Genomic DNA, 22,849 nt, shown 5'->3' on the forward strand with positions numbered 1-22,849 from the left:
CCAAAAATTGGCTAACTGCTTATGCTAACTAGATCAGTATGGTCGCTAAGCCTAGGAACACCGATAGGCCAATAACATCGGTTACTGTGGTCAGTGCCATACCGCCAGCAAGGGCTGGATCGATATTCATCTTCTTCAACATCACTGGGATAGTTACACCAGCAATACCTGCGACAATCAAGTTGGTCATCATCGCCGCTGAGATGATGCCTCCCAGTATCCAGTTACCTTTCCAAGCCACCACGATACCACCAATGATAACGGCCCATAGAACGCCGTTTAGGAAGCCGATGGCTGCCTCTTTGAGTAGCAGTTCGCGTTTGTTACTGTCACCGATATGACCGAGTGCCAAACCACGAATCACCAGAGCAACGGTTTGGTTACCCGCAACACCCCCCATCGAAGGCACGATAGTCATCAGAACCGCAATCGCTGCCATTTGATCGAGCGTTGCTTCAAACATGTTTGATACAGATGCTGCCGCCAGTGCTGCGAGTACGTTAGCACCAAGCCACACACTACGACGACGAGCAGATTTTACGACCGGTGCGAAGGTATCTTCGTCATCGTCCATACCCGCCATACTCATCATTGAGTGTTCGGCATCTTCACGGATAACATCAACCACGTCATCGATGGTGATACGACCAACAAGGTGCTGGTTACTATCGATGACAGGCGCAGAAACCCAGTTACGACGTTCAAACAGGCTCGCGATATCTGACGCACTGGTTTCTACCGCGATCGCTTCGTCGGCATCATCCATCACTTCTGAAACAGGGACATCAGGTTGAGTCGTTACTAGCGTGGTAAGTGATAGGTTACCGATAAGACGTTCTTCTTCATCAATAACATACAGAGCATCAGTTGCATCAGGCAGTTCGCCACGCATACGCATGTAGCGCAATACAACGTCGACATCGACATCACCACGAATCGTGATTACGTCGGTATTCATGATCGCACCCGCTGAATCTTCAGGGTACGACAGGGCAGTTTCAACTAATGCACGATCGACGGAGTCCATTTGAGAAAGGACTTCGCGAGAAACATCGTCGGGTAGGCTTCGAAGTACGTACGCGACGTCATCGGTTTCCATGCCTTCGGTTGCTTCTGCCAAGGTCTCAGGTGCCATTTTCGACACAAGAGCATCTTTGACGTCTTCGTTTAGTTCATCAAGAATTTCACCGTAGTCTTCAGGATCGGTGAGTTGCCAGAGTACGTCACGACTTTTGCGAGGGGAGGCTTCTAAAAGGTGTGCAATATCTTCAGGCTCCATGTCCTGAAGTTGTCGGCGTACGTGAACAAATCGGCCGTTTTCTAGGGCTTCGCTGACTTCTTGGAGGGTTTGGTGAGCTTGGTCGAATTCTAATTGCTCTGCCATATTTTCCTCCTATCTCATTATTCTAACAATGGTTGGAATAGTAACTTAATTCTGGGGCTTATTTAAATCATAAACTTAGATAGAACTAAGATTTAATATTGGTTGGTTCGTTGTTTGAGTCTTAGGCGTTGTGAGTGAAGCGTTTTCGCTACTCACCCTCATCAAACTTGTCTTCAATGAGATGACAGACGGCATCCAGTGCTTGCTGTGAATCGGTACCTGCAGCTTGAATCGTAATATGTTGCCCTTGCGCTGATTCCAGCATAAGTAACCCCATTACGCTGTCTGCTGTTGCTGTTTTATCTTCTTCGCTATGGATAGTGATGGTTGCATCAAAGCTTTGTGCAAGCTCAACCAACTTTACGGCTGCTCTAGCGTGAAGACCCAAGCGATTTTGGATCAGTACAGTTCGAGTTAATTCCATGGTTAGCCCTGTTGGTGCTTCTCTAGGGAGGCATGTCTGATTTGAACTTGATGACCAAGTTGTTCGAAGTACTCACCAATCTTCTGGGTTAGATAGACCGAGCGGTGCTTACCACCAGTACAACCAATGGCTACCGTTAGGTAACTGCGATTGTTTTTCTCTAACATTGGTAGCCACTGCTCAACAAAGCCTTGAATCTGTTGTTTGAGTTCAATCACTTCTTGATGCTGCTCTAGGAAGGAGTGAATCGGAGCATCAAGGCCTGTCATTGGTCGTAAGTCAGGTTCCCAGTGAGGGTTTGGTAAGAAGCGAACATCAAACACGTAGTCGGCATCGCTTGGCAGACCAAATTTAAAGCCGAAAGATTGAAAGACAATGATTAGTTCTTGCTTCTCTTTGCCTTCGACTTTAAAGCGCACTTTTTCACTCAACTCGTAGAGGTTGCAGTCACTGCTGTCGATCACAATGCTGGCTTGCTCTGCTAGAGGACTGAGAAGTGTCTTTTCTAAATCAATAGCCTGCTCTAGAGAAAGTTTCTCTTGGCCAATTGATAAAGGGTGGATTCTGCGGGTTTCGCTGTAGCGCTTAAGGAGTGTCTGCTTGCTGGCATCGAGGAACAATACATCAACATCGATGTTTGTAGCTGACTCGAGTTGCTCGAGCGTGTCGGTGACTAACTGAGGCTCTTTCGGTAGGTTACGTATATCAATACTTACCGCAACGTTTTGGTTGCTTTCGCGTACCGATTCGACAAAGTTGTTGAGCAGGTTTACTGGTAGATTATCGACACAGTAATACCCCAAGTCTTCTAGGACTCGTAACGCAACACTTTTACCGGCCCCTGATTGGCCACTAACCACGATTAATCGCATGTTATTGCTCGCAAGTTGGCACTTGAATCATGATGTCGTAAAGCTCTTGATCGCTCTGAGCATTACGCAGCTGTTTAAGAGTCTGCTTGTCGTTTAGTCGTTCTGCCATACAAGAAAGGGTTTTTAGATGCTCTTTGCATTGTTCGCTAGGAACAAGCAGGGCAAATAGTAGGTCGACAGGACGATTATCAATCGCATCAAATTCGATAGGATCTTGGCATTGCAGTAATACAGCTATCGCTTTATCACTGACATTCATACGAGCATGGGGAATCGCGATACCATTACCAATACCGGTACTGCCCATCTTCTCACGGCTCAACATACACTCAAATAGCTCTGTTGAATCTTGACCGCAGCTCTCAGCTGCTATCTGGCTGATGAGCTCAAGGGCTCTTTTTTTGCTTGTGCATTGGACTGCACTTTTGGTGCAGTCCAATGAAAGTACTTCGCTTAATTGCATGTTAGTGACTACTTAGCTTTTCTTTGTGCTTGTTGAGTTGGCGGACGAGTTTATCAACCAATGAATCAATCGCGGCATACATGCTTTCATCTGTTGCTGTCGCATGGATTTCCCCCTGATTTATATGCAGGGTAGCTTCTGCGATTTGATTGATTTTCTCAACTTTTAAAACAACCTGAACGCTATTGATATGATCAAAGAAGCGCTCAAGTTTGTCGAATTTGGTGTGAACATAGTCTTGCATTGAATCGGTAAGATCAACGTGATGGCCTTGAATATTGATTTGCATAGACTTTCCTTTTCAGTTGGTTGCCTGATCATAGTTGCTAAGTAACTAGCGACTAAATGAGCTTATAGCAGGCGTTTACGCTGACTCGATGGGGCAATGCCCAGAGACTCACGGTATTTCGCTATGGTACGTCTAGCTACCTGAATTCCTTGGTCAGCCAGTAAAGCAGCAATCTTACTATCACTTAGAGGCTTCGCGGTATTTTCCGCTGCGACAAGCTTCTTGATGAGTGCGCGAATTGCTGTAGATGAACATTCACCGCCATTGTCAGTGCTGACATGGCTTGAGAAAAAGTATTTGAGCTCGAAGATGCCACGTGGCGTATGCATGAATTTTTGAGTCGTCACACGAGAGATCGTGGATTCGTGCATATCAACAGCTAACGCAACATCATTAAGAACCATTGGCTTCATCGCTTCTTCGCCATGTTCGAAGAAATCACGCTGATGTTCAACAATGCATCGCGCAACTTTGAGTAGCGTCTCATTTCGGCTCTCTAGGCTTTTAATTAACCACTTTGCTTCTTGCAAATTTGAGCGGATGTATTGATTGTCGGCGCTGTTGCCTTTACTGCCCAGATCAGCGTACTGCTGATTCACTTTCAACTTAGGCACGCTATCAGGGTTAATGGTCACTAACCATTTGCCAAGGTCTTTGAAGACAGATACATCTGGAACCACATACTCAGTTTCATCCGGAGTAATCTTACTGCCAGGACGAGGGTCCAGCTGTTGAATCAGTTGCAAAACTTCACGTAGTTCTGCTTCTTTCAACTTGGTCTCTTTGATAACCAGTTTGTAATCGCGATTGCCGAGTTGGTCGATATGGCTAGTAAGTACTAACTTAGCTTCGTTAAGCCAAGGCGTATCTTGGGGAAAGGTTGCCAGTTGCAGTAACAAGCAATCTTGCAGGTTGACTGAACCGACACCTAGCGGATCAAACTGCTGAATTCGTTTACGTACCGCTTCAATTTCATCAAGCTCGATCTCTTCATTGTCGAAGTTTTCAAGGATGTCTTCACAAGTTACAGTGAGGTAGCCGTAGTCGTCGATGGCATCGATTAATGCAAAAGCGATGCTTCGGTCGGTGTCAGTGAATGGCGTTAAGTCGAGTTGCCAAAGCAGGTAATCGTGCAGGCTTTGAGTGGTTTCGCCTTGATAAACCGGCATGTCGTCATCAATCGCAATACCCGTGTTACCGGTGTTCGCGCTGTAGACGTCTTCCCAAGTTGTGTCGATTTCTAGTTCGTTGCCAATCTCTGATTTTTCGATTAAGTCTGAGCTATCAGGTAAGTCTTGCTCTGTGGCTTCAACAGTTTCTTTTTCGTCACTGCTAGGTTTTTCTTCCGATGTTGGCGTATCTTCATTGCCTTCTTCGACATCGAGTAGTGGGTTAGATTCAAGTGCTTCTTGAATCTCTTGCTGCAAATCTAAAGTAGACAATTGCAACAAACGAATCGCTTGCTGCAATTGAGGAGTCATTGCTAACTGTTGGCCTAGCTTAAGTTGTAATGAGGGTTTCATTCAGTGTGACTTACCTAGTTATTATTCTTAGAACTCTCGATACTCTCTATATAATCATAGACGGAATTGTTCGCCTAGATAAACTTGTTTAACTTGTTCGTTATTGAGAACATCTTCAGGAGTACCCTCAGCGATCAGGTGTCCTTGGCTTACGATGTAAGCTTTTTCACACACGTCTAATGTTTCACGAACGTTGTGGTCGGTAATCAAAACGCCCAAGCCGCGATCACGCAGGTGAACAATGATTTTTTTGATATCGATTACTGAGATCGGGTCAACACCGGCGAATGGTTCATCCAATAGAATGAACTGCGGGTTTGCTGCTAGTGCACGAGCAATCTCTACACGACGACGCTCACCACCCGACAGAGCCATACCATTGCTGGTGCGGATATGTTGGATGTGGAACTCTTCTAGCAGGTCTTCCAGCTTATCTTGGCGTTGTTCGTTGGTCATTTCATCACGGGTTTGTAAAACCGCCATGATGTTGTTCTCTACGGACAACTTACGGAAAATCGATGCTTCTTGAGGCAGGTAACCGATACCAAGACGAGAGCGGCTGTGCATTGGTAAGATACTGATGTCTCGGTCATCAATGCTGATGGTACCTTCATCACGCGCCACCAAACCAACAATCATATAGAAAGATGTGGTTTTACCTGCACCGTTAGGCCCAAGCAGACCGACGATCTGGCCTGACTCTACCTGTAAGCTTACATCGGTAACAACCTTACGTTTACTGTAGGTTTTCGCTAGGTTTTTTGCTTTAAGAACAGCCATCGTTACTTATTCACTTCCGTTGGTTGTAAAACCGTTGACACTCGTTTGTTTTCACCACTGTCAGCGACTAATTTCTGAGAACCGATCTGGTAAGTGATCTTAGAACCGCGAATGATGCTGCCATCTTGAGATAACATCGCATTCTTAGTCATGATCAGTCGGTCGGCAACAAGCTGGTAGTGCAGGTCGTCAGCTTCACCGTAGAGTGTCTTACCGTCGTCAGTAAGCTGAGAGAAGGTTGCTGGCTTACCGAAGCCTTGAATTTCTTCAATCTCACCGTTTACGGCGTTACGAGTAACAATAACCTTATCGGCATTGATATTGATGCTGCCTTGTTTAAGGTTCACATCACCAAGGAAAGTCACTTGGTTACTTTTCATATCCAATTGCTGGCTGTCTGAGTCAATGTAGACAGGTTGCTCACTATCCGAAGACAGAGCATAGACATTAGGTGCCGCAAGGGTCAAAGCGAATAAACTAAGGTGTAAGAGTTTCATATCTACCTTGAACAGAATTAAAGAGGGTTGCATTGTTGGTACCGAAGTTACCTTTCATTGCTTGTCCCTCAGTTTCAAAAAATGTACCGATCATATGGACCGGAGTCTCTGAATAAAAATCTCGGCTAGGCAGCTCAACAACCATTTTATCTGTGGTCATTGTATCGAAGCTGGCTTCTGGCAACAGGTTCTTTGCTACGACGTTGTCATAAAACGTGACAACTTGATTCTCATCCATAATCGCGCGATCAGCGGTGACTTGCCATTCAATCGTGTGCCCTTCACGGAATACCGAAAGAACTGGGTTTTGAAAGTGCGTATCGCCAACTACTGAGTAGTGTTCTAAATACGTCGATTCAACCTGATAGCTGCGAATACCGCTTTCGTCGTAGCTAATGTTGTTCAGGCTTTTGCCACTAAACGCGGGCAGCTCCAAATTTGGAGCCACTTGTATCGTTGATGTTTGCTCTTTGTCGTACAAGTAATAGGTCGACCAAGAGGCAATAAATATGAGTATTAAATAGATAATACGAGTAAAACTCATATGCTTAAACCTTTATGCACGTCGAGTTCATTTCTTGCTTGTAAAATAAGGTCACAGACTTCACGTACCGCGCCATGACCACCGTTAATGGTTGTCACGTAGTTTGTACGCTTTGCAAGTAGCGGGTGCCCATCTGCCACACAGACCTTCAAGCCAACTTTTTCCATTACAGGCCAGTCAATCAGATCGTCTCCGATGTAACCTGTATTTTCAGGGTTTACAGAAAGCTTATCGCAAATATCTTGGTATGCCTTAACTTTATCGTCTTGACCTTGATAAATCAGCTTAATGCCTAGAGCGGTCATACGATTCTCAACAATTTGAGATTTGCGACCCGTGATGATCGCGATTTCAATGCCTGCGTTCATCAGTGATTTGATACCGTAACCGTCACGAGTGTGGAAGGTTTTCAGCTCTTCACCGTTGTTGCCCATGTAGATGCGACCATCAGAGAAGACACCATCGACATCGCAAATCAGCAGTTTGATCTCTTTTGCAATCGCAAATACATCTGAATTAACAGTGCCGTATAGAGTTTCGACTGTCTGTGTCATTACATTACTCCTGCTTTCAGTAAGTCATGCATGTTTAACGCTCCGACTAATTTACCTTCTTGGCATAACATCAGGCCATTGATGCTCTTCGCTTGCATCAAGTTTAAGCCCTCAACCGCGAGCATGTTTGGCTCGGCTACCGTCGGGTTTAGCGTCATCACATCACCGATCTGCGTGTTATGGATATCAACGCGTTTGTCTAAGATACGGCGTAAATCACCATCGGTAAAAATACCGGCCATTTGGCCATCTTCACCAACGATTGCTGTCATGCCTAAGCCTTTCTGAGATATCTCTAGTAGAGCGTCTCTTACTAGTGCGTCGGGTGCTACAACAGGAAGTGAATCGCCTGTGTGCATGATGTCGTCGAGCTTCAACAGCAGCTGACGACCTAAAGCGCCACCAGGATGAGACAGGGCAAAGTCTTGAGCGGTGAAGCCTCGAGCCTGCAAAAGTGCAACGGCTAATGCATCACCCATGACCAAAGTCGCCGTGGTGCTTGTTGTTGGTGCTAAGCCCAGCGGACAAGCTTCTTCCGGTACTGAAATTTGTAAATGGATATCAGACAGGGTTGCCATGTTTGATGCTGGCTTGCCTGTCATGCTGATGATCTTGATGCTCAGACGCTTTAACACAGGAAATAGGCTGAGGATTTCTCCCGATTCGCCGGAGTTGGATATTGCAATCACAATATCACCAGGTTCGATCATGCCTAAGTCGCCATGCGCCGCTTCGCCTGGGTGAACAAAGAAAGCCGATGTCCCGGTACTTGCCAATGTTGCTGCGATTTTGTTGCCAATGTGGCCTGATTTACCCATGCCCATCACAACGACTTTGCCTTTGTTGTTCAGGATAAGGTCGCAAGCTTTACAAAAATCATCATTAAAATATTGGTCTAATTGAGTGAGACCTGCAACTTCGGTTTCCAAAACTTGTTTTGCAACGCTGCGGTAATCAAATGGCTGAGACATCAAATACTCCAAGTACGGGAAGTTAAATCAACAATTAAGCCGACATGTTCATTAATAGGTAACTTTGGTAGGCCACGAACGTCACAATTAACACGCCGCCTTCAATACGATTCACACTACGAGATTTTCCTAGTGCCATCACAACAAGTAGTAGCGATACGCCTAGCATTACCCAGAAGTCACGACCCATAGCGAACTCGCTCAAGATCGAAGGGTTTAGGATGCCCGGGATACCCATAACAGCAAGGATGTTGAATACGTTTGAACCAATGATATTACCTACAGCCATATCATCTTCACCCTTCATAACGCCGGCTAGTGATGCTGCAAGTTCAGGAAGGCTAGTACCAACAGCAATGATGGTTAAACCAATGACAAGGTCGCTCATGCCGAAGAACTTCGCGATGATCACAGCGTTATCTACCAGCATATCAGCAGCTAAAGGTAGGACGATTAGACCAATCACGACCCACATTGCAGCCTTAGGGTTACTTACGCCTTCAGGGATCTCTGATTCTTGCTCATCAAGGAAAGCATCGCCGTTCTTTTTCTCGCTGCGGCTGATTTGCAACATAGCAAACAAAAACGCGGCAAAAAGAACAAACAACAACACGCCTTCATAGAAGCCTAAATGGTTATCCCACAATAGGGCGCCCGCTAGCAGAGTGACACCGATCATTAATGGTAGTTCACGACGAATCACGCCTGAGCTAATCGATAACGGCTTGATAAGGGCTGTAATACCTAAAATCAGCGCGATGTTGGCGATGTTAGAGCCCAGTACGTTGCCTACAGCTGTATCTGTTTTGCCATCAAGGGCTGCTGTCGCAGAAACCATCATTTCAGGAGCCGAAGACCCCATTGCTAAGATCGTCATACCGATAACTAGTGGTGAAATACCGAAGTTGCGAGCAAGAGCAGCGGCACCGTAAACCAGCTTATCTGCACTCCACACCAAAAAACCTAGACCGATAATAAGAAACGCAATCGCTTCAAGCATGATGATTCCTAAAAAATTAATAAAAACGGAGAATTAACCGCTAATTTTGACCTGTTGCTAGATAAAAGGGAAGTCACTCGGCAAATTAATTACCAGTTAGCAGGCAAGAAAGAGAGATCAATAGATAATTTCCTAATGCTTTCAAATCCCTGCATAGATTCCTGTTTAATATGAATTAATTGAACAGTGCTTTTAATTCTAAAGTAGACTCATTATTATTGCAGCCATAATTGGCGTTTTTTAAAGCAAGGAAACAACAAAAATATGTTGAACACTGAGCTTGTGAAAGTTAAGAACCTCAGCTTCTCACGTGGTGAGCGCGTTATCTTTGATGACATCAGTTTAGAGGTGCCTCAAGGCAAGATAACCGCAATCATGGGGCCGTCTGGGATTGGCAAAACGACTTTACTGCGTTTGATTGGTGGGCAACTGCCGCCAGATGAAGGCGAAATTTGGTTTGATGGCGACAATGTCCCTGCATTATCACGTCGAAAGCTGTATCAAGCACGTAAGAAAATGAGCATGCTATTTCAATCGGGTGCGCTTTTTACGGATCTCAATGTCTTTGATAATGTGGCGTTTCCGCTGCGAGAGCACACTGAACTTAATGAAAAATTCATTCGTACCATCGTATTACTTAAGCTTGAAGCGGTAGGATTACGTGGTGCTGCGCAATTGATGCCGAGTGAGTTGTCTGGCGGAATGGCTAGGCGTGCCGCACTGGCGCGCGCAATCGCACTGGATCCAGAACTTATCATGTACGATGAGCCGTTTGTTGGCCAAGATCCCATCACCATGGGCGTATTGGTTGAATTGATACGAAATCTCAATCAAGCCTTGGGCTTAACCTCGATTGTTGTTTCTCACGATGTGCCAGAGGTGATGAGTATTGCTGATTGGGTTTACCTCATGGCAGATAGCAAGATTATTGCCGCTGGAACACCTGATGAGTTGTACAACAATAGCGATCCGAGAGTGCAGCAATTTTTGCAAGGCGAAGCCGATGGTCCAGTACCATTTAGATTCCCTGCGAAGAGCTTAGAAAAGGATTTGTTTTAATATGATTGTTAAAACTATTGCGGGTGTCGGTAAGCGTACACTTGCGAGCTGTGAGTCATTTGGTCGAGCAAGCCTGATGTTATTTGGGGCTTTGTTTGGCATCCCGCGACTAAAAAACTTCCCCTTATTAGTAAAACAACTTTATAGCGTTGGCGTTCAGTCATTGGCTATTATTTTAGTTTCGGGTCTGTTTATCGGCATGGTGCTCAGCCTGCAGGGCTATGTCGTGTTAATTGACTACGGCGCTGAGGGAAACCTTGGTCAAATGGTCGCGCTTTCACTGTTGCGTGAGTTGGGGCCTGTGGTGACTGCGTTATTATTTGCAGGTCGAGCCGGTTCAGCACTCACGGCAGAGATTGGGTTAATGAAGGCAACAGAGCAGATCTCAAGCCTTGAGATGATGGCCGTTGACCCTCTTAAACGCATTATTGCACCACGTCTTTGGGCCGGGCTTATCTCAATGCCACTGCTTGCTATGATTTTTATGGCGGTAGGTATTTGGGGCGGTCAACTGGTTGGTGTTGATTGGAAAGGCATTGATCACGGCAGTTTCTGGTCTGCGATGCAGTCTTCAGTAGAACTTGGCCGAGATATTGGTAACAGCATGATCAAATGTATGGTCTTCGCTATCACCGTAACTTGGATCGCACTTTTCAATGGTTATGACGCAGTACCGACTTCAGAAGGTATCAGTCAGGCAACCACACGCACTGTAGTGCACTCTTCTCTAGCGGTACTAGGGCTAGATTTTGTTCTTACCGCATTGATGTTTGGGAATTAATCATGCAACAAACTCGAAAATTAGAATTATGGGTCGGCACCTTTGTTATTGCCGGAATTTGCGCAATCTTAATCATGATCTTTCAAGTCGCTGACGTAAAAGGCATAGGTTCGAACCATACTTACAATCTAAAAGCGACCTTTGACAACATTGGCAGCCTAAAAGTTCGTTCTCCAGTGAAAGTGGGTGGCGTCGTTGTTGGACGAGTTAAAAGCATTGAGCTTGATACCGAGAGCTACCTTCCTGTCGTTGAACTGTCTATTGACGGGAAGTACTCACAATTTCCAGATACCTCTAGTGCTCAAATTTTAACATCTGGCTTAATTGGTGAGCAGTACATTAGTCTGGTTCCAGGCTTCATTTTTGATGATGAAGAGATGTTGGTCGATGGTGATTCAATTGAAGACACTAAGTCAGCATTGGTACTAGAAGATTTGATTGGCCAAGTGCTGTATAGCGTTGGTGGTTCTAATGACAGCGAAGCTAAGGAATAAGATAATGTTGAAAACTATTAGTTATTTAAAAGCTATTGGTTACTTGAAATCAATGTTTATGGCGGCAATGGCGTTGCTTATTTCTACCCAAGCCTTTGCTGCAGAATCGATTGACCGTACTCAGCCTTACCAGATGATGACTCAAGTTGCCGAAGTGGCATTTGAGCGTTTGAAGAGTGAACAAGACAACATCCACCAAGATCCAGAGTTATTGAAGGTCATCGTGGAAGAAGAGTTGATGCCTTATGTGAATGCACAATATGCAGCTCTTAAGTTACTTGGACCAAACTTGAAAGGCGCGGATAGAAAAGACGTGGGCGTGTTTATCGATTCATTCCGTAAATACCTTGTTTCTTCTTATGCCCAAGTGCTGACTCAATACACAGATCAGACGATTGAATTTGGTCCAGAACCAAAAATCAAAGCGGATAGCCGCATTACCAGTATCAAGGTCGACATCATCGATACGCCGCGACCAAACATTAAGCTTGAATTTAAGCTTCGCAAAGACAAGAAATCTGGCGAGTGGAAAGCATTTGATATGGTTGCCGAAGGTATTAGCTTGTTGTCGAGCAAGCAATCGGAGTGGAATACTAAGATTCGTCAAGAAGGCATCTTACAAGTTGCAGACGAACTAGAGAAATTAGCCGCACAACCGATTCGTTTTGAGAGTAACAAATAATGAGCCATTCTCAATGGCAAGCACTAAGCTCTAAAGAGTATCAACTGTTCGGTGATTTAGACCGAGACAGTGTCCCTGCAATCTGGCGTATATTGGAAAAGTGGCAAACGACGGAATCGAGCGTTGAAATTGACCTTAGCCATATAAATCGAGTCGATTCAGCAGGAATGGTGATGCTAATTCACTTATTAGAGCATGCAAAAAATCAAAACTGTCATATAATGCTCAGTTTCGTGCCAGAACAATTACGAACGTTGTTCCAATTGAGCAATATCCAGCCAATGATGGCAGAACACATAAAAAATTAGGCAGGAGCTATTTGTGGACAGCACAAAAGTACAAGAATTATTAGCAGAAGCACTGAACCTTCAGGAAATTTTCGTGAAAGGGGAAGGCAGTCATTACGAAGTTGTTGCGGTTGATCCATGTTTTGACGGCATGAATCGAGTTAAGAAGCAGCAACTAATCTACGGCCCACTAATGGAATACATTCAACGCAATGACATCCATGCTCTTTCTATTAAGGCTTTCACGCCGGAAGAGTGGGAATGTGATAAGAAACTGATGTCACTTTAAGGTTTATGATGGAAAAGTTTCGAGTTATTGGATCGGATAAGCCGCTAAGCGGTGAAGTGACGATCTCAGGCGCAAAAAATGCAGCGCTACCTATCTTATTTGCTTCAATTCTTGCTGAAGAGCCAGTGGAAGTAAGTAACGTTCCTCACCTACGTGACATCGATACTACGATGGAACTGCTTAAGCGTTTAGGCGCAAAAGTATCGCGTAATGGTAGTGTTCATGTTGATGGCAGCGAAATTAATGAATTTTGTGCGCCTTACGATTTAGTGAAAACAATGCGTGCTTCTATCTGGGCTTTAGGTCCTCTAGTCGCTCGTTTTGGTGAAGGCCAAGTGTCACTTCCAGGCGGTTGTGCAATTGGTGCTCGACCTGTTGATCTGCATATCCACGGTCTAGAGCAACTAGGTGCGACCATTAAGTTGGAAGATGGTTATGTGAAAGCAAGTGTTGATGGCCGTCTGAAAGGCGCGCACATCGTGATGGATAAAGTAAGTGTGGGTGCCACCATTACTATCATGTGTGCAGCAACGCTAGCGGAAGGAACAACAGTACTCGATAACTCAGCGCGTGAGCCTGAGATTGTTGATACGGCTGACTTCCTAAACAAACTGGGTGCTAAAATTTCTGGCGCAGGTACAGATACGATTACTATCGAAGGCGTTGAACGTCTTGGTGGTGGCCAACACTCTGTGGTTGCTGACCGTATTGAAACAGGTACTTTCCTGGTTGCTGCTGCTGTTTCTGGCGGTAAAGTGGTTTGTCGCAACACCAACGCTCATCTTCTTGAAGCTGCCTTAGCGAAGCTTGAAGAAGCGGGTGCGAAGGTTGAAACGGGCGAAGACTGGATCAGTCTTGATATGACGGGTCGTGAACTGAAAGCGGTGAAAATCGTAACGGCACCTCACCCTGGTTTCCCAACCGACATGCAAGCACAGTTTACTCTGCTTAACATGATGGCGAAGGGCAGTGGTGTTATCACTGAGACTATCTTTGAAAACCGTTTTATGCACATTCCTGAGTTACAGCGAATGGGTGCAAAAGCGGAAATCGAAGGTAACACGGCTATCTGTGGTGAAACGGAAAAACTGAGCGGCGCTCAAGTAATGGCAACGGACCTTCGCGCATCTGCGAGCCTTGTTATTGCTGGCTGTATTGCTCAAGGTGAAACCATCGTTGACCGTATTTATCACATCGATCGTGGCTACGATAAGATTGAAGATAAATTGTCAGCCTTAGGCGCAAACATTATACGATTTAGTGAGTCGAACTAACTTAGGTTAGTGGATTCATGAATCAGTAAGATGAAAACATAAAAGTCGGAACCTTGGTTTCGGCTTTTTTATAGTTGTATTTACCGCGAGTAAATCTATTGCTCATTTTTGCGCGAATAGATGAATCAACTTGGCGGTCGGTGAGGAACAAAATGATAGCAATATTACGTATTTTCGCAGTGGCGATATTTGCGATTCTTATGTTTGTATTTGGTTGTGGTTACTGCCTATTAAGTCCACGCAACCCGAAACACGTATTTACCTTTGGCCGTTATTTCGGTCGCATGTCGAAGATCTTCGGCATGAAGTTAGAGCTTCGCATCCCAGAAGATGCCTACTCTCGCGGCCAACATGTTTATGTGGCGAACCACCAAAACAGCTGGGATCTATTCACGATTTCATCAGCGGTAACGCCAAAAGTGGTAACTGTTGGTAAGAAAAGCCTAGTGTGGATGCCTCTATTTGGTCAGCTTTACTGGTTGACGGGTAACATCCTAATTGACCGTGCTAACCGTAGCAAAGCGGTAGGTACGATTGATCAGGTCGTGACGAGTCTAAAAGAGAGCGATGTTTCAGTTTGGATGTTCCCTGAAGGCACTCGTTCTCGTGGCCGTGGTCTGCTGCCATTCAAAACAGGTGCATTCCATGCTGCGATTGGTGCTGGCTTGCCTATCATCCCTATCGTGTGTAGCTCAACAGGTGGCGTGAAGCTAAACCGTTGGAACAATGGTCACGTGATTGTTGAAATGCTGCCACCAATCAGCACTGAAGGCTACGACAAGTCTAATATTCGTGAACTGGCTAACCTGGCCCGTGAGCAGATGGCTGCTAAGCTTGAAGAGTTAGACAAAGAAGTGGTTGAGCTTAATAAAAAGTAATTATCTAAGCGAAACGATGAACAATAAAAAAGGTTGCCAACTGGGCAACCTTTTTTTGTATCTAATAAACACTCAGTATTACGCTAAGTCGTTTATTAGAAGGTGTTTAATCTAAAGATTAAAACCTATTTGCGAACCGCAATAGCTTCGATCTCGATACCTACATCTTTTGGCAGACGAGCTACTTCAACACATGAACGTGCAGGGTAGTTTGCAACGCCGTGCTCATCAAAGAATTTACCGTAAACTTCGTTTACTGTGCCGAAGTCGTTTAGGTCTTTAACGAATACCGTTAGTTTTACGATGTCTTTTACAGTCAGGCCAGAAGCTTCAACAACCGCTTGAACGTTGTCTAGAGATTGGCGAGCTTGCTCTGCGATATCAGCAGATACTTCACCAGTTGCTGGGTTTACTGGGATTTGACCAGAAGTCAGAACCATATTGCCAAGGTCAACACCTTGTACGTATGGGCCGATTGCAGCTGGAGCAGATTCTGTGTGAAGTACTTTAGTCATTGGTTATTCCGTCAGTTATTGGATAAAAAGCAATTTTTAGTGTGCCTTCAAACTCAGGATAGGTAAAGAGCAAAATACCCCGCACAGGCGAGGTATTGAATAGTTTTTGCGTTCGATCGGCGTTGCCGTATGACGTTATCTTTCTGTCACGATCTCACGAGAGAAGACTTTTTCGCAGTACTTACACTTCAATCGAATATCTTCTTTCTTTTCAAAGATCTTAAAGCTGCTTTCTACGGGCTCATTGTGAGTAATACAGTTGGTGTTTGGACACTCAAACACATCGTTGATTTGCTCAGGAAGTTCTAGCGGTAGCTTCTTAACCACTTCGTAATCTTCGATTTGGTTTACCGTTGCGTGAGGTGCGTAAAGTGCTAACTTGCTCGCCTGTTCTTCAGTGATAAAAACATTCTCAATCTTGAGTAAGTCTTTGCCGCCTAGAGCAGAAGATGGAAGGTTTAGGCCAATCGTTACTCGCTGATTTGAGTTATGCATGTCGAACAGTTTGAGTACCTTGATCCCGATGTTGGCTGGGATATGGTCGATAACAGTACCGTTTCTGATTGCTTCAACTTTTAATTGAGTCTCTTTAGACATGATATCTCTCCTCTACAGCGTTTCGTTAAGAACAAGGGCTAGCAATGCTTCACGAGCGTAAACACCATTCTCTGCTTGCTGGAAGTAGTAAGCGTAAGGTGTTTTATCGACATCGACAGTAATTTCATCAACGCGAGGAAGAGGGTGCAGAACCTTCAAGTTATCGCGTGCATTTTCCAGCATCGAAGCGGTCAGGATGTATGCGGATTTGATGTGCGCGTATTCTGACTCATCGAAGCGCTCTTTTTGAACTCGAGTCATGTACAAGACATCTAGCTCAGGAATGACATCTTCCATGTCCGTCAATAGTTGGTACTTGATGCCCGCTTCATCAAGCTCTTCGCAAATGTAGTCTGGCATCGCTAGAGCTTCTGGAGCAACGAAGTAGAAACAGATGTTGTCGAACTTCGCTAGTGCTTGAGTCAACGAGTGAACCGTGCGGCCGTACTTAAGGTCACCAACGAATGCAACGTTTAAGTTGTCTAGGCGGCCTTGTGTCTCAGCGATAGAGAATAGGTCTAATAACGTTTGTGTTGGGTGTTGGTTTGCGCCGTCACCTGCGTTAATAACAGGTACACCGTTTGAGAACTCTGAAGCCAGACGCGCTGCGCCTTCTTGAGGGTGACGCATCACGTAAGCGTCAACGTATGAAGAGATAACCTGTACCGAGTCCGCTAGCGTTTCGCCTTTCTTCGCCAGTGAAGTGTTACCACCACTGTCGAAACCAATCACATCACCACCGATGCGTTGAATCGCAGTTTCAAAAGAGAGACGAGTTCGCGTAGAAGGTTCGAAGAAGCAGCTGGCAACAACTTTGTTCTTGATGAGTTCTGGGTTTGGTTCAGCCTTTAGCTGACCTGCCGTTTGAACAATTAATTCTAGCTCTTCACGAGAAAGCTCTGGAATTGAGATGATGTGCTTTTGATAGAGCGAGTTCGCCATGATCTTCTTCCCCACAATAATGTATTGGCCATAAAAAAGCCCCCCATAATGGGAGGCTTTAAAAAAGTGCTGAAAAGCAGAATAGACGGCCTGGTAAGCATCTTAGCTTACGAGCAATATTTGGTGTTTTCACAATATTACTATGTGTTTTCACAATATCATTATGTTTTATCACAATATTGGTTGGCGTCATTTTCACTACTCTCAGACAAATTGCCGAGAATTATACGCTTTCAATTTGTGAGCGCAAGCGATTACATCAAGCTTTTGTTTACTTTCAGTATTCGCTATTGACCCAGTGTCGCAACCATCACCGCTTTGATGGTATGCATGCGATTCTCAGCTTCATCAAACACAATTGAGTAATCCGATTCAAAGACTTCATCAGTAACTTCTAAACCGTTCATTCCATACTTATCTGCGACTTGCTGGCCGATCACGGTTTCATTGTTATGGAAAGCGGGTAGGCAGTGCATGAATTTCACTTGAGGATTGCCAGTGAGCTTAATGACATCCATATTCACTTGGTATGGTTTCATTACCGCTACACGTTCGTCCCAAGCTTCAGGGGCCTCGCCCATTGAAACCCAAACATCGGTATAAAGGAAATCACAGCCTTGAACACCTTCAGCAACGTCTTCTGTCAGCGTGATGTTGGCACCTGTGCTTTGCGCGATAGCTTGGCACTCTTCAACAAGCTGCTCTTCTGGCCAGAATGCTTTAGGCGCGACAAGGCGAATATCCATGCCCATCTTCGCGGCTCCGACTAACAGAGAGTTACCCATGTTATTGCGTGCATCGCCTAGGTAAGCAAAGCTGATTTGGTGCAGATGTTTTCCGCGACCATGCTCAAGCATAGTGAGGAAATCAGCCAAAATCTGAGTAGGGTGGAACTCATCGGTTAAACCATTCCAAACCGGCACGCCCGCATAAGCGCCTAAGTCTTCAACGATACTTTGGCCAAAGCCACGATATTCAATGCCATCGTACATGCGTCCCAATACACGCGCCGTATCTTTCATTGATTCTTTTTGACCAATCTGAGAACCAGAAGGGCCAAGGTAAGAGACTTGAGCACCTTGATCAAAGGCGGCCACTTCAAACGCACATCGTGTTCGAGTTGATGCTTTCTCGAAGATCAAAGCAATGTTTTTGCCGTTGAGTTTCTTCTGCTCAGTGCCTGCATACTTAGCTTTTTTTAGGTCAGCAGACAGGTCGAGTAAAAACTGAATCTCTTTAGGAGTAAAGTCGAGAAGTTTTAGAAAGTTACGATTGCGAAGATTAAAGGCCATCTCTCGCTCCTTGCGTATATAGAATCAATGAAGAACTTAGTTAAACATAAAAATGCTATATTTGTGAATATTTATTTTATTAATTTGATAAAAAAGGCCAGTAAATGAATACTGGCCTAGATAAGACTATTGAGTCTGTTTAACTGAGCTCTTTGACTTAGATACCGTCTCTTTCGATAGGGCAACTCATACAGCGCGCGCCGCCACGACCACGGCCTAGCTCGTTGCCAGGAATCGTTAGAACTTCGATACCCGCTTTGTCGTATTTCTCATTGGTGTAAACATTACGCTCATAACCAATCACGGTACCAGGTTTCACTGTCAGTACGTTGTTAGCGTCATTCCACTGTTCACGCTCAGCTTCGTAGTTATCACCGCCGGTAGTGATGATCTTCAGTTGATCAAGGCCTAGTGCGCCTTCAATCGCTGACAGGTAGTTTTCAGCTTTCTCGACACGCATTTCGCCGTTTTCTTTTGGCGTTAAGCGCCAAGTGTCGAGGTCTTTACGAACGATCTCTGGATAGACAGAGAACGTGTCGATATCCATGTGTGTCATCACCGTATCAAGGTGCATACAAGAGCGGTGTTTTGGTAGATCGATCGCAATCACTTCGCTCGCTTGGCCTGATCTAAATAGGCTAGCCGCTAGGTTTTCGACACCTTGTGGTTTCGTACGCTCTGAAATACCAACCAGTACCGCACCTTTACCGATAACCAGTACGTCACCGCCTTCAATGTTAGCGTTGTCGTAGTGAAGGTCTTCGTCACCAAAGTACTTAATGAAATCTTGGCCTGCGAACACTGGGTGCCAGCGGTAGATAGCACGCAGGTGGTTCGTTTCACGTTGACGTGCAGGCTTCATCATTGGGTTAAGCGATACACCACCGTAAACCCAGCAAGAAGTATCTCGCGTAAATAGGTGGTTAGGCAGTGGCTCGATAACGAAATCGAGTGGTCGATGCATTTTAGGCAGCATCGATGATGATTTGATAGGAAGCTCAGAGTAGGCCAAGCCACCGAGTAAGATCGTTGCTAGATGCTCATTATCCATTTGAGCAAGGTAGTTTCTTAAGTCACGGGCGAAAGTCGGCCCATAACGGAAATCTGAGATTTGAGTATTCAGCAACCACTCACGAGCCTGAGATACGGCAAGCGTTTCTACTAGCAGGTCATGCAGCAGTAGTACTTCTACGTCTTGGCTGCGCAGCGTTTCTGCAAAGGCATCATGTTCTTCACCAGCGGCTTCAACGGCAAGTACATCATCAAATAGAAGATCATGACAGTTTGAAGGGGTGAGGTGGGTGAGTGCTCTTTCAGGTCTATTTAGGAGAACTCGTCTCAATTGACCGACTTCGGAGCCAACGTACAGCTTACTCATTTTGCATCCTTACTATTAATCCAGCGTCTATTTATGACAAGCTTGTCCGTAATATGCAAGTTTTGTAGATTGAGTTAATACAAGGTATTTGGGTAATAATTGGTCATAAAACCTGTGATTTTTAAGTTTATACAGATTAAATTCCAACTAACTGGCTATCGAACGGAACAACGTTTTTGAGGATCTATGCTCAATTCGTGGCTTGTTAGAATTGAATTTTGCTTATTAATCGTGATTTTTTATTCACTATTATGCACTTTTTGATAACAAGCTGAGGATTTATGCACCCCAAAAGCGGTTTAGCGTATGCACCTAACGTGACTAATCACGCAAGTTTTATTCAATAAGCCCTAAAGTGGCCACAAAAACGAAATGCTAAAATACGGCGCAGTTAATAAAATGTTGAAAATTTGTTTCTGTGATTTTGATTTCACTTTTGAATTGATATTGGCGCTGCGATCTCGCGATAAACTTACCTTTCTAGGCCTGATCTGGGTGGCTTTTCTGGACGATCCGTGCCATATTTCGTGGCAATCAAATTTGATCTTTTCATAGTCAACACTCTGGAGCAGACACATGTCTCACGAAGATGAATATCTATCAGTAGCGGAATTAATTGAATTTCAAAAGGAAGAGACTCGCGACATCATTACAGCATTAATTGAAGATGGTAGCGATCCTGAAGCTCTATACGATATCGAGCATCACCTATTTGCTGAAGATTTCGATGTGCTTGAGAAAGCGGTTGTTGAAGCATTCAAAATGGGCTTTGAAGTGCTTGAAGCTGAAGAGACAGAAGACGAAGATGGCAATAAGCTACTTTGTTGTGATGCAACGATGCAATGTACTCTGAATGCAGAAGCGATTGATGAGCAAGTTGAGAAGCTTGTAAACCTTGCAGAGAAGTTTGACATTATCTACGACGGTTGGGGCACTTACTACGAAGGTGAAGATGCTATCTACCCAGACGAAGATGATGAAGGCGAAGAGTAATTCTTTCCCAATTTTAAAAAATGCCAGCCTCGAGCTGGCATTTTTTTACCCTCAGAAAAATAAATGTCTTTATATGCATTCATTCATTATAATGCGGTCAAAATTGATCTAGCTCAAGGAATGATATGCGGTTGCTTCTCGATGGTCTTTGGCAAATTTCGCCACTGACGGATCTCTCTATCCCACAAGATGACATCACCTTTCCGGCTCCGTTAAGCTCAAAGCTCCCTGATAGCTTGAGTGAAAGTCAAATTGCAGAGCAAGAGTGGCACCTGATGCACGACATCGAAGTGGATGACGCTATGTTAGCGTGTCCATTTGTTGAGTTAGTGATGGCTGGAGTCGATTATTTTGCTGAAGTTCGACTTAATGGTGTGGCTGTTTTTGATTGTGATGGTAGCCAAGCTGAATACCGTAAAGATATCCGTCCTTATATGCAGTCCGGCCGAAACCGTTTCGAGATCCTTTTCCTTGAAGAAGAGGAGAGCCTATTGCTTGAAGAAGACATGGATGACTCTGTATCTTCACAGGCTATCGCTAAATCTGATTCACGCATCGGGATTTGGCAAGCGCCATACCTGCAGTTCGTTCGAAACGTCAAGCTAGAGCAAGTTGTCACAGAGCAGATCTGGCACCACGGTGGTGGCTGTGAGTTTAAAGTGGATGTTATCTATCAAACGCTAAAGGCGGGGTTAGTATCGGCATCCATCAAGTTTAATGGTATGACTCTCGTGATGCCGATTGATGTACGCGCTGAACATACTGGCGTCGTGTTCCAGGTCGAAGCTCCTATCATTTTTGATATTGAGAATCCTAACCCCAAGTATCTATACCCATTAGAAGTGGTACTTGATGGGCAAGAAGAGAGTTCTTTTGTTGCCTTGAACCCAACTTCTTGCGTCAGTAACTTTCTACGTTAACTCCGTATATTTTAGCGTTATCTTCTTTCGCTATAGCGGCGCATTCTGCTTATAACGACTTGGCCATGACAACCTCACAAGCGTCGTGGCCTGTTTCTCCCCAAGCTGACTCAAGATGCTCAAACCCAAGCTTCTCATAGAGTTTGACCGCAGCACCCAAGCACTTCGTCGTTTCTAAATACATGTGTTGATACCCAAGTTGCTTGGCTTGCTTTAAGCTCAAAGCGACAATTCGCTTGGCTAGGCCATGCCCTCGAGTTTGCGGTAAGAAGTACATCTTTTGTAGCTCACACACATTGGGTTTACCTGCTAGAGGGGCAAAGCCACCGCCTCCGACGATCTTTCCGTTGTGTTCGATAACCCAGTACATTGCATTCGCTTGGCTATAGACAGAGTACATATCGTCGAGTGTTGGATCGGCCACGCCATAGCCTTTATCTTCTGTGAGCCCATGCTCAGCCGAAACTTGGCGAATGATTTGTGCGATGCTTGGGTTGTCTTGCGGTGTAATGGGTCTAAGGGTGAACTCAGCAATTTGTTCCATGATCTGCCTATGAAAGGGTCACTAATATGTGACCCAATATATGGTGACTAAGCATGTTGGTGCAAACAGAATTGTTGTTGTGCCATTTGGTCGCCTGATTTACGTAACCAGACTTTCTCGTGGAAGTAGTAAGCAACGGTATTTAAAGTTGGCTCTAGCAAAGCCATCACGCCGCCTATGAAAGCATCTCCAGTCAACAAGTAGACAACGGTAAAGGCAACACTAAAGTGGATGGTAGCAAAGCTTGCTGTTTTTAATTTGGTCATCCACTGGCGAGCTTTAAGAGCTGGAACTTGAGCCCACGCCTTTTCATGAAAATAGAAGGCAACAGTATTCACAGAGGGCTCAATCATAGCGATTAAGCTACCAATTAAGATGTCGCCTGTTAGTACATAAGCGACACTAAATGCGATAGTAAAATGTAATGCAGCAAAGGTTAGTGTCTTTTTCATGATAATTACTCAGTCGTTGTGTTGTTTTGATAGGTCTATTATTGAGAATTATTATCATTAAGTATAATGGGAAGTAGAGATTAATTTGATAGATGAAACCTATCAATCAGTGCGGCTAGAGTGAGAAGCATTGGAATATTGGAATCAGGGACATAAAAAAAGGTTCATCGC

At 44.7% G+C, this 22,849-nt stretch carries 29 protein-coding genes; 10 read left to right on the forward strand and 19 right to left on the reverse strand.

Annotated features, from left to right (window positions below; translation table 11 throughout):
- Nucleotides 1–28: 28 nt before the first annotated feature.
- The 12 genes from mgtE to AB4507_RS14200 form a co-directional block, all read right to left on the reverse strand.
- Complete coding sequence (mgtE, locus tag AB4507_RS14145) at nt 29–1,384, reverse strand: magnesium transporter (protein WP_017058911.1); 1,356 nt, start codon at nt 1,382–1,384, stop codon at nt 29–31.
- Between the two features lie 148 nt (nt 1,385–1,532).
- Nucleotides 1,533–1,808: an HPr family phosphocarrier protein gene (locus tag AB4507_RS14150; protein ID WP_017066670.1), complete on the reverse strand. Its 276-nt coding sequence runs from the start codon at nt 1,806–1,808 to the stop codon at nt 1,533–1,535.
- Nucleotides 1,809–1,810: 2 nt separating this feature from the next.
- Nucleotides 1,811–2,680 carry an RNase adapter RapZ gene (rapZ, locus tag AB4507_RS14155; RefSeq protein ID WP_008220437.1) on the reverse strand — a complete coding sequence of 290 codons (870 nt, stop codon included), beginning with the start codon at nt 2,678–2,680 and terminating at the stop codon, nt 1,811–1,813.
- Nucleotide 2,681: 1 nt separating this feature from the next.
- Complete coding sequence (gene ptsN, locus AB4507_RS14160) at nt 2,682–3,143, reverse strand: PTS IIA-like nitrogen regulatory protein PtsN (RefSeq protein ID WP_004738707.1); 462 nt, start codon at nt 3,141–3,143, stop codon at nt 2,682–2,684.
- 1 nt (nt 3,144) lies between these two features.
- The gene (gene hpf / locus AB4507_RS14165; RefSeq protein WP_009847742.1) at nt 3,145–3,432 is read right to left on the reverse strand and encodes a ribosome hibernation promoting factor; all 288 of its coding nucleotides are present in this window, start codon (nt 3,430–3,432) and stop codon (nt 3,145–3,147) included.
- A gap of 62 nt (nt 3,433–3,494) precedes the next feature.
- Nucleotides 3,495–4,955 carry an RNA polymerase factor sigma-54 gene (locus AB4507_RS14170; protein WP_017058913.1) on the reverse strand — a complete coding sequence of 487 codons (1,461 nt, stop codon included), beginning with the start codon at nt 4,953–4,955 and terminating at the stop codon, nt 3,495–3,497.
- A 54-nt stretch (nt 4,956–5,009) separates the two neighbouring features.
- Nucleotides 5,010–5,735, reverse strand: a complete 726-nt coding sequence (gene lptB, locus AB4507_RS14175; RefSeq protein ID WP_004735304.1) for an LPS export ABC transporter ATP-binding protein — start codon at nt 5,733–5,735, stop codon at nt 5,010–5,012.
- Between the two features lie 2 nt (nt 5,736–5,737).
- Nucleotides 5,738–6,232 carry a lipopolysaccharide transport periplasmic protein LptA gene (gene lptA / locus AB4507_RS14180; RefSeq protein WP_017058914.1) on the reverse strand — a complete coding sequence of 165 codons (495 nt, stop codon included), beginning with the start codon at nt 6,230–6,232 and terminating at the stop codon, nt 5,738–5,740.
- Nucleotides 6,213–6,776 carry an LPS export ABC transporter periplasmic protein LptC gene (gene lptC / locus AB4507_RS14185; RefSeq protein ID WP_004735306.1) on the reverse strand — a complete coding sequence of 188 codons (564 nt, stop codon included), beginning with the start codon at nt 6,774–6,776 and terminating at the stop codon, nt 6,213–6,215. The genes lptA and lptC overlap by 20 nt, the downstream gene beginning before the upstream one ends.
- Entirely contained in the window at nt 6,773–7,330 is a 558-nt protein-coding gene (gene kdsC, locus AB4507_RS14190; RefSeq protein ID WP_372182853.1) for a 3-deoxy-manno-octulosonate-8-phosphatase KdsC, read from the reverse strand. The genes lptC and kdsC overlap by 4 nt, the downstream gene beginning before the upstream one ends.
- A complete protein-coding gene (gene kdsD / locus AB4507_RS14195) occupies nt 7,330–8,301 on the reverse strand; it encodes an arabinose-5-phosphate isomerase KdsD (RefSeq protein ID WP_017058917.1) in 972 nt (323 codons plus the stop codon). Before kdsD ends, kdsC begins: the two co-directional genes overlap by 1 nt.
- A gap of 34 nt (nt 8,302–8,335) precedes the next feature.
- Nucleotides 8,336–9,301 carry a calcium/sodium antiporter gene (locus AB4507_RS14200; protein WP_017063737.1) on the reverse strand — a complete coding sequence of 322 codons (966 nt, stop codon included), beginning with the start codon at nt 9,299–9,301 and terminating at the stop codon, nt 8,336–8,338.
- A 264-nt stretch (nt 9,302–9,565) separates the two neighbouring features.
- On the opposite strand from AB4507_RS14200, the gene mlaF reads away from it, so the two are divergent.
- The 8 genes from mlaF (at nt 9,566) to AB4507_RS14240 (ending at nt 15,045) form a co-directional block, all read left to right on the forward strand.
- Entirely contained in the window at nt 9,566–10,360 is a 795-nt protein-coding gene (gene mlaF, locus AB4507_RS14205) for a phospholipid ABC transporter ATP-binding protein MlaF (protein ID WP_171733232.1), read from the forward strand.
- A 1-nt stretch (nt 10,361) separates the two neighbouring features.
- Complete coding sequence (mlaE, locus tag AB4507_RS14210) at nt 10,362–11,141, forward strand: lipid asymmetry maintenance ABC transporter permease subunit MlaE (protein WP_017058920.1); 780 nt, start codon at nt 10,362–10,364, stop codon at nt 11,139–11,141.
- A gap of 2 nt (nt 11,142–11,143) precedes the next feature.
- Entirely contained in the window at nt 11,144–11,635 is a 492-nt protein-coding gene (gene mlaD, locus AB4507_RS14215; protein ID WP_017058921.1) for an outer membrane lipid asymmetry maintenance protein MlaD, read from the forward strand.
- A 52-nt stretch (nt 11,636–11,687) separates the two neighbouring features.
- Nucleotides 11,688–12,317, forward strand: a complete 630-nt coding sequence (locus tag AB4507_RS14220; RefSeq protein WP_120459707.1) for a phospholipid-binding protein MlaC — start codon at nt 11,688–11,690, stop codon at nt 12,315–12,317.
- Nucleotides 12,317–12,625, forward strand: coding sequence for a lipid asymmetry maintenance protein MlaB (locus AB4507_RS14225; protein ID WP_017058923.1), 309 nt, complete (start codon nt 12,317–12,319; stop codon nt 12,623–12,625). Before AB4507_RS14220 ends, AB4507_RS14225 begins: the two co-directional genes overlap by 1 nt.
- A gap of 13 nt (nt 12,626–12,638) precedes the next feature.
- Nucleotides 12,639–12,893, forward strand: coding sequence for a BolA family iron metabolism protein IbaG (gene ibaG / locus AB4507_RS14230; protein WP_372182854.1), 255 nt, complete (start codon nt 12,639–12,641; stop codon nt 12,891–12,893).
- A gap of 8 nt (nt 12,894–12,901) precedes the next feature.
- Complete coding sequence (gene murA / locus AB4507_RS14235; RefSeq protein ID WP_372174654.1) at nt 12,902–14,167, forward strand: UDP-N-acetylglucosamine 1-carboxyvinyltransferase; 1,266 nt, start codon at nt 12,902–12,904, stop codon at nt 14,165–14,167.
- 152 nt (nt 14,168–14,319) lie between these two features.
- On the forward strand, nt 14,320–15,045 hold the full coding sequence (locus AB4507_RS14240) for a 1-acylglycerol-3-phosphate O-acyltransferase (protein WP_136989336.1): 726 nt from the start codon (nt 14,320–14,322) through the stop codon (nt 15,043–15,045).
- 125 nt (nt 15,046–15,170) lie between these two features.
- Here AB4507_RS14240 and AB4507_RS14245 read toward each other — a convergent pair whose 3' ends face one another.
- The 5 genes from AB4507_RS14245 to arcA form a co-directional block, all read right to left on the reverse strand.
- Nucleotides 15,171–15,560 (reverse strand): RidA family protein, encoded by a 390-nt coding sequence (locus tag AB4507_RS14245; protein ID WP_004735319.1) that lies wholly within the window; start codon nt 15,558–15,560, stop codon nt 15,171–15,173.
- Between the two features lie 135 nt (nt 15,561–15,695).
- A complete protein-coding gene (gene pyrI, locus AB4507_RS14250; RefSeq protein WP_372182855.1) occupies nt 15,696–16,157 on the reverse strand; it encodes an aspartate carbamoyltransferase regulatory subunit in 462 nt (153 codons plus the stop codon).
- Between the two features lie 12 nt (nt 16,158–16,169).
- Entirely contained in the window at nt 16,170–17,099 is a 930-nt protein-coding gene (gene pyrB / locus AB4507_RS14255; RefSeq protein WP_012604860.1) for an aspartate carbamoyltransferase, read from the reverse strand.
- A gap of 287 nt (nt 17,100–17,386) precedes the next feature.
- Nucleotides 17,387–18,391, reverse strand: a complete 1,005-nt coding sequence (locus tag AB4507_RS14260) for an ornithine carbamoyltransferase (protein ID WP_017066667.1) — start codon at nt 18,389–18,391, stop codon at nt 17,387–17,389.
- A 157-nt stretch (nt 18,392–18,548) separates the two neighbouring features.
- The gene (arcA, locus tag AB4507_RS14265; RefSeq protein WP_017069412.1) at nt 18,549–19,769 is read right to left on the reverse strand and encodes an arginine deiminase; all 1,221 of its coding nucleotides are present in this window, start codon (nt 19,767–19,769) and stop codon (nt 18,549–18,551) included.
- Between the two features lie 576 nt (nt 19,770–20,345).
- Between arcA and rraB the strand changes: the two genes are divergently transcribed.
- Both rraB and AB4507_RS14275 read left to right on the forward strand, forming a co-directional pair.
- Nucleotides 20,346–20,762 carry a ribonuclease E inhibitor RraB gene (gene rraB, locus AB4507_RS14270; protein WP_017058930.1) on the forward strand — a complete coding sequence of 139 codons (417 nt, stop codon included), beginning with the start codon at nt 20,346–20,348 and terminating at the stop codon, nt 20,760–20,762.
- 125 nt (nt 20,763–20,887) lie between these two features.
- A complete protein-coding gene (locus AB4507_RS14275) occupies nt 20,888–21,682 on the forward strand; it encodes a glycosyl hydrolase 2 galactose-binding domain-containing protein (protein ID WP_017058931.1) in 795 nt (264 codons plus the stop codon).
- A gap of 49 nt (nt 21,683–21,731) precedes the next feature.
- On the opposite strand, the gene AB4507_RS14280 is transcribed toward AB4507_RS14275, so the two are convergent.
- Both AB4507_RS14280 and AB4507_RS14285 read right to left on the reverse strand, forming a co-directional pair.
- Complete coding sequence (locus AB4507_RS14280; protein ID WP_017066666.1) at nt 21,732–22,226, reverse strand: GNAT family N-acetyltransferase; 495 nt, start codon at nt 22,224–22,226, stop codon at nt 21,732–21,734.
- Between the two features lie 47 nt (nt 22,227–22,273).
- Nucleotides 22,274–22,678: a DUF2061 domain-containing protein gene (locus AB4507_RS14285; RefSeq protein WP_017058933.1), complete on the reverse strand. Its 405-nt coding sequence runs from the start codon at nt 22,676–22,678 to the stop codon at nt 22,274–22,276.
- Between the last annotated feature and the right edge of the window lie 171 nt (nt 22,679–22,849).

The sequence above is a fragment of the Vibrio sp. 10N.222.54.A3 genome, from assembly GCF_041474095.1.
Taxonomy (GTDB): Bacteria; Pseudomonadota; Gammaproteobacteria; order Enterobacterales; family Vibrionaceae; genus Vibrio; species Vibrio crassostreae_C.

Coding starts and splice junctions, on each gene's coding strand:
- arcA (WP_017069412.1), bottom strand. CDS start 19,769: ATGAGTAAGCTGTACGTTGGCTCCGAAGTCGGTCAATTGAGACGAGTT.
- mlaE (WP_017058920.1), top strand. CDS start 10,362: ATGATTGTTAAAACTATTGCGGGTGTCGGTAAGCGTACACTTGCGAGC.
- AB4507_RS14260 (WP_017066667.1), bottom strand. CDS start 18,391: ATGGCCTTTAATCTTCGCAATCGTAACTTTCTAAAACTTCTCGACTTT.
- AB4507_RS14275 (WP_017058931.1), top strand. CDS start 20,888: ATGCGGTTGCTTCTCGATGGTCTTTGGCAAATTTCGCCACTGACGGAT.
- murA (WP_372174654.1), top strand. CDS start 12,902: ATGGAAAAGTTTCGAGTTATTGGATCGGATAAGCCGCTAAGCGGTGAA.
- AB4507_RS14280 (WP_017066666.1), bottom strand. CDS start 22,226: ATGGAACAAATTGCTGAGTTCACCCTTAGACCCATTACACCGCAAGAC.
- AB4507_RS14170 (WP_017058913.1), bottom strand. CDS start 4,955: ATGAAACCCTCATTACAACTTAAGCTAGGCCAACAGTTAGCAATGACT.
- lptC (WP_004735306.1), bottom strand. CDS start 6,776: ATGAGTTTTACTCGTATTATCTATTTAATACTCATATTTATTGCCTCT.
- rraB (WP_017058930.1), top strand. CDS start 20,346: ATGTCTCACGAAGATGAATATCTATCAGTAGCGGAATTAATTGAATTT.
- AB4507_RS14220 (WP_120459707.1), top strand. CDS start 11,688: ATGTTTATGGCGGCAATGGCGTTGCTTATTTCTACCCAAGCCTTTGCT.
- AB4507_RS14225 (WP_017058923.1), top strand. CDS start 12,317: ATGAGCCATTCTCAATGGCAAGCACTAAGCTCTAAAGAGTATCAACTG.
- pyrI (WP_372182855.1), bottom strand. CDS start 16,157: ATGTCTAAAGAGACTCAATTAAAAGTTGAAGCAATCAGAAACGGTACT.
- lptA (WP_017058914.1), bottom strand. CDS start 6,232: ATGAAACTCTTACACCTTAGTTTATTCGCTTTGACCCTTGCGGCACCT.
- mlaF (WP_171733232.1), top strand. CDS start 9,566: ATGTTGAACACTGAGCTTGTGAAAGTTAAGAACCTCAGCTTCTCACGT.
- pyrB (WP_012604860.1), bottom strand. CDS start 17,099: ATGGCGAACTCGCTCTATCAAAAGCACATCATCTCAATTCCAGAGCTT.
- kdsD (WP_017058917.1), bottom strand. CDS start 8,301: ATGTCTCAGCCATTTGATTACCGCAGCGTTGCAAAACAAGTTTTGGAA.
- AB4507_RS14285 (WP_017058933.1), bottom strand. CDS start 22,678: ATGAAAAAGACACTAACCTTTGCTGCATTACATTTTACTATCGCATTT.
- AB4507_RS14150 (WP_017066670.1), bottom strand. CDS start 1,808: ATGGAATTAACTCGAACTGTACTGATCCAAAATCGCTTGGGTCTTCAC.
- AB4507_RS14200 (WP_017063737.1), bottom strand. CDS start 9,301: ATGCTTGAAGCGATTGCGTTTCTTATTATCGGTCTAGGTTTTTTGGTG.
- lptB (WP_004735304.1), bottom strand. CDS start 5,735: ATGGCTGTTCTTAAAGCAAAAAACCTAGCGAAAACCTACAGTAAACGT.
- rapZ (WP_008220437.1), bottom strand. CDS start 2,680: ATGCGATTAATCGTGGTTAGTGGCCAATCAGGGGCCGGTAAAAGTGTT.
- mlaD (WP_017058921.1), top strand. CDS start 11,144: ATGCAACAAACTCGAAAATTAGAATTATGGGTCGGCACCTTTGTTATT.
- AB4507_RS14240 (WP_136989336.1), top strand. CDS start 14,320: ATGATAGCAATATTACGTATTTTCGCAGTGGCGATATTTGCGATTCTT.
- ptsN (WP_004738707.1), bottom strand. CDS start 3,143: ATGCAATTAAGCGAAGTACTTTCATTGGACTGCACCAAAAGTGCAGTC.
- kdsC (WP_372182853.1), bottom strand. CDS start 7,330: ATGACACAGACAGTCGAAACTCTATACGGCACTGTTAATTCAGATGTA.
- hpf (WP_009847742.1), bottom strand. CDS start 3,432: ATGCAAATCAATATTCAAGGCCATCACGTTGATCTTACCGATTCAATG.
- AB4507_RS14245 (WP_004735319.1), bottom strand. CDS start 15,560: ATGACTAAAGTACTTCACACAGAATCTGCTCCAGCTGCAATCGGCCCA.
- mgtE (WP_017058911.1), bottom strand. CDS start 1,384: ATGGCAGAGCAATTAGAATTCGACCAAGCTCACCAAACCCTCCAAGAA.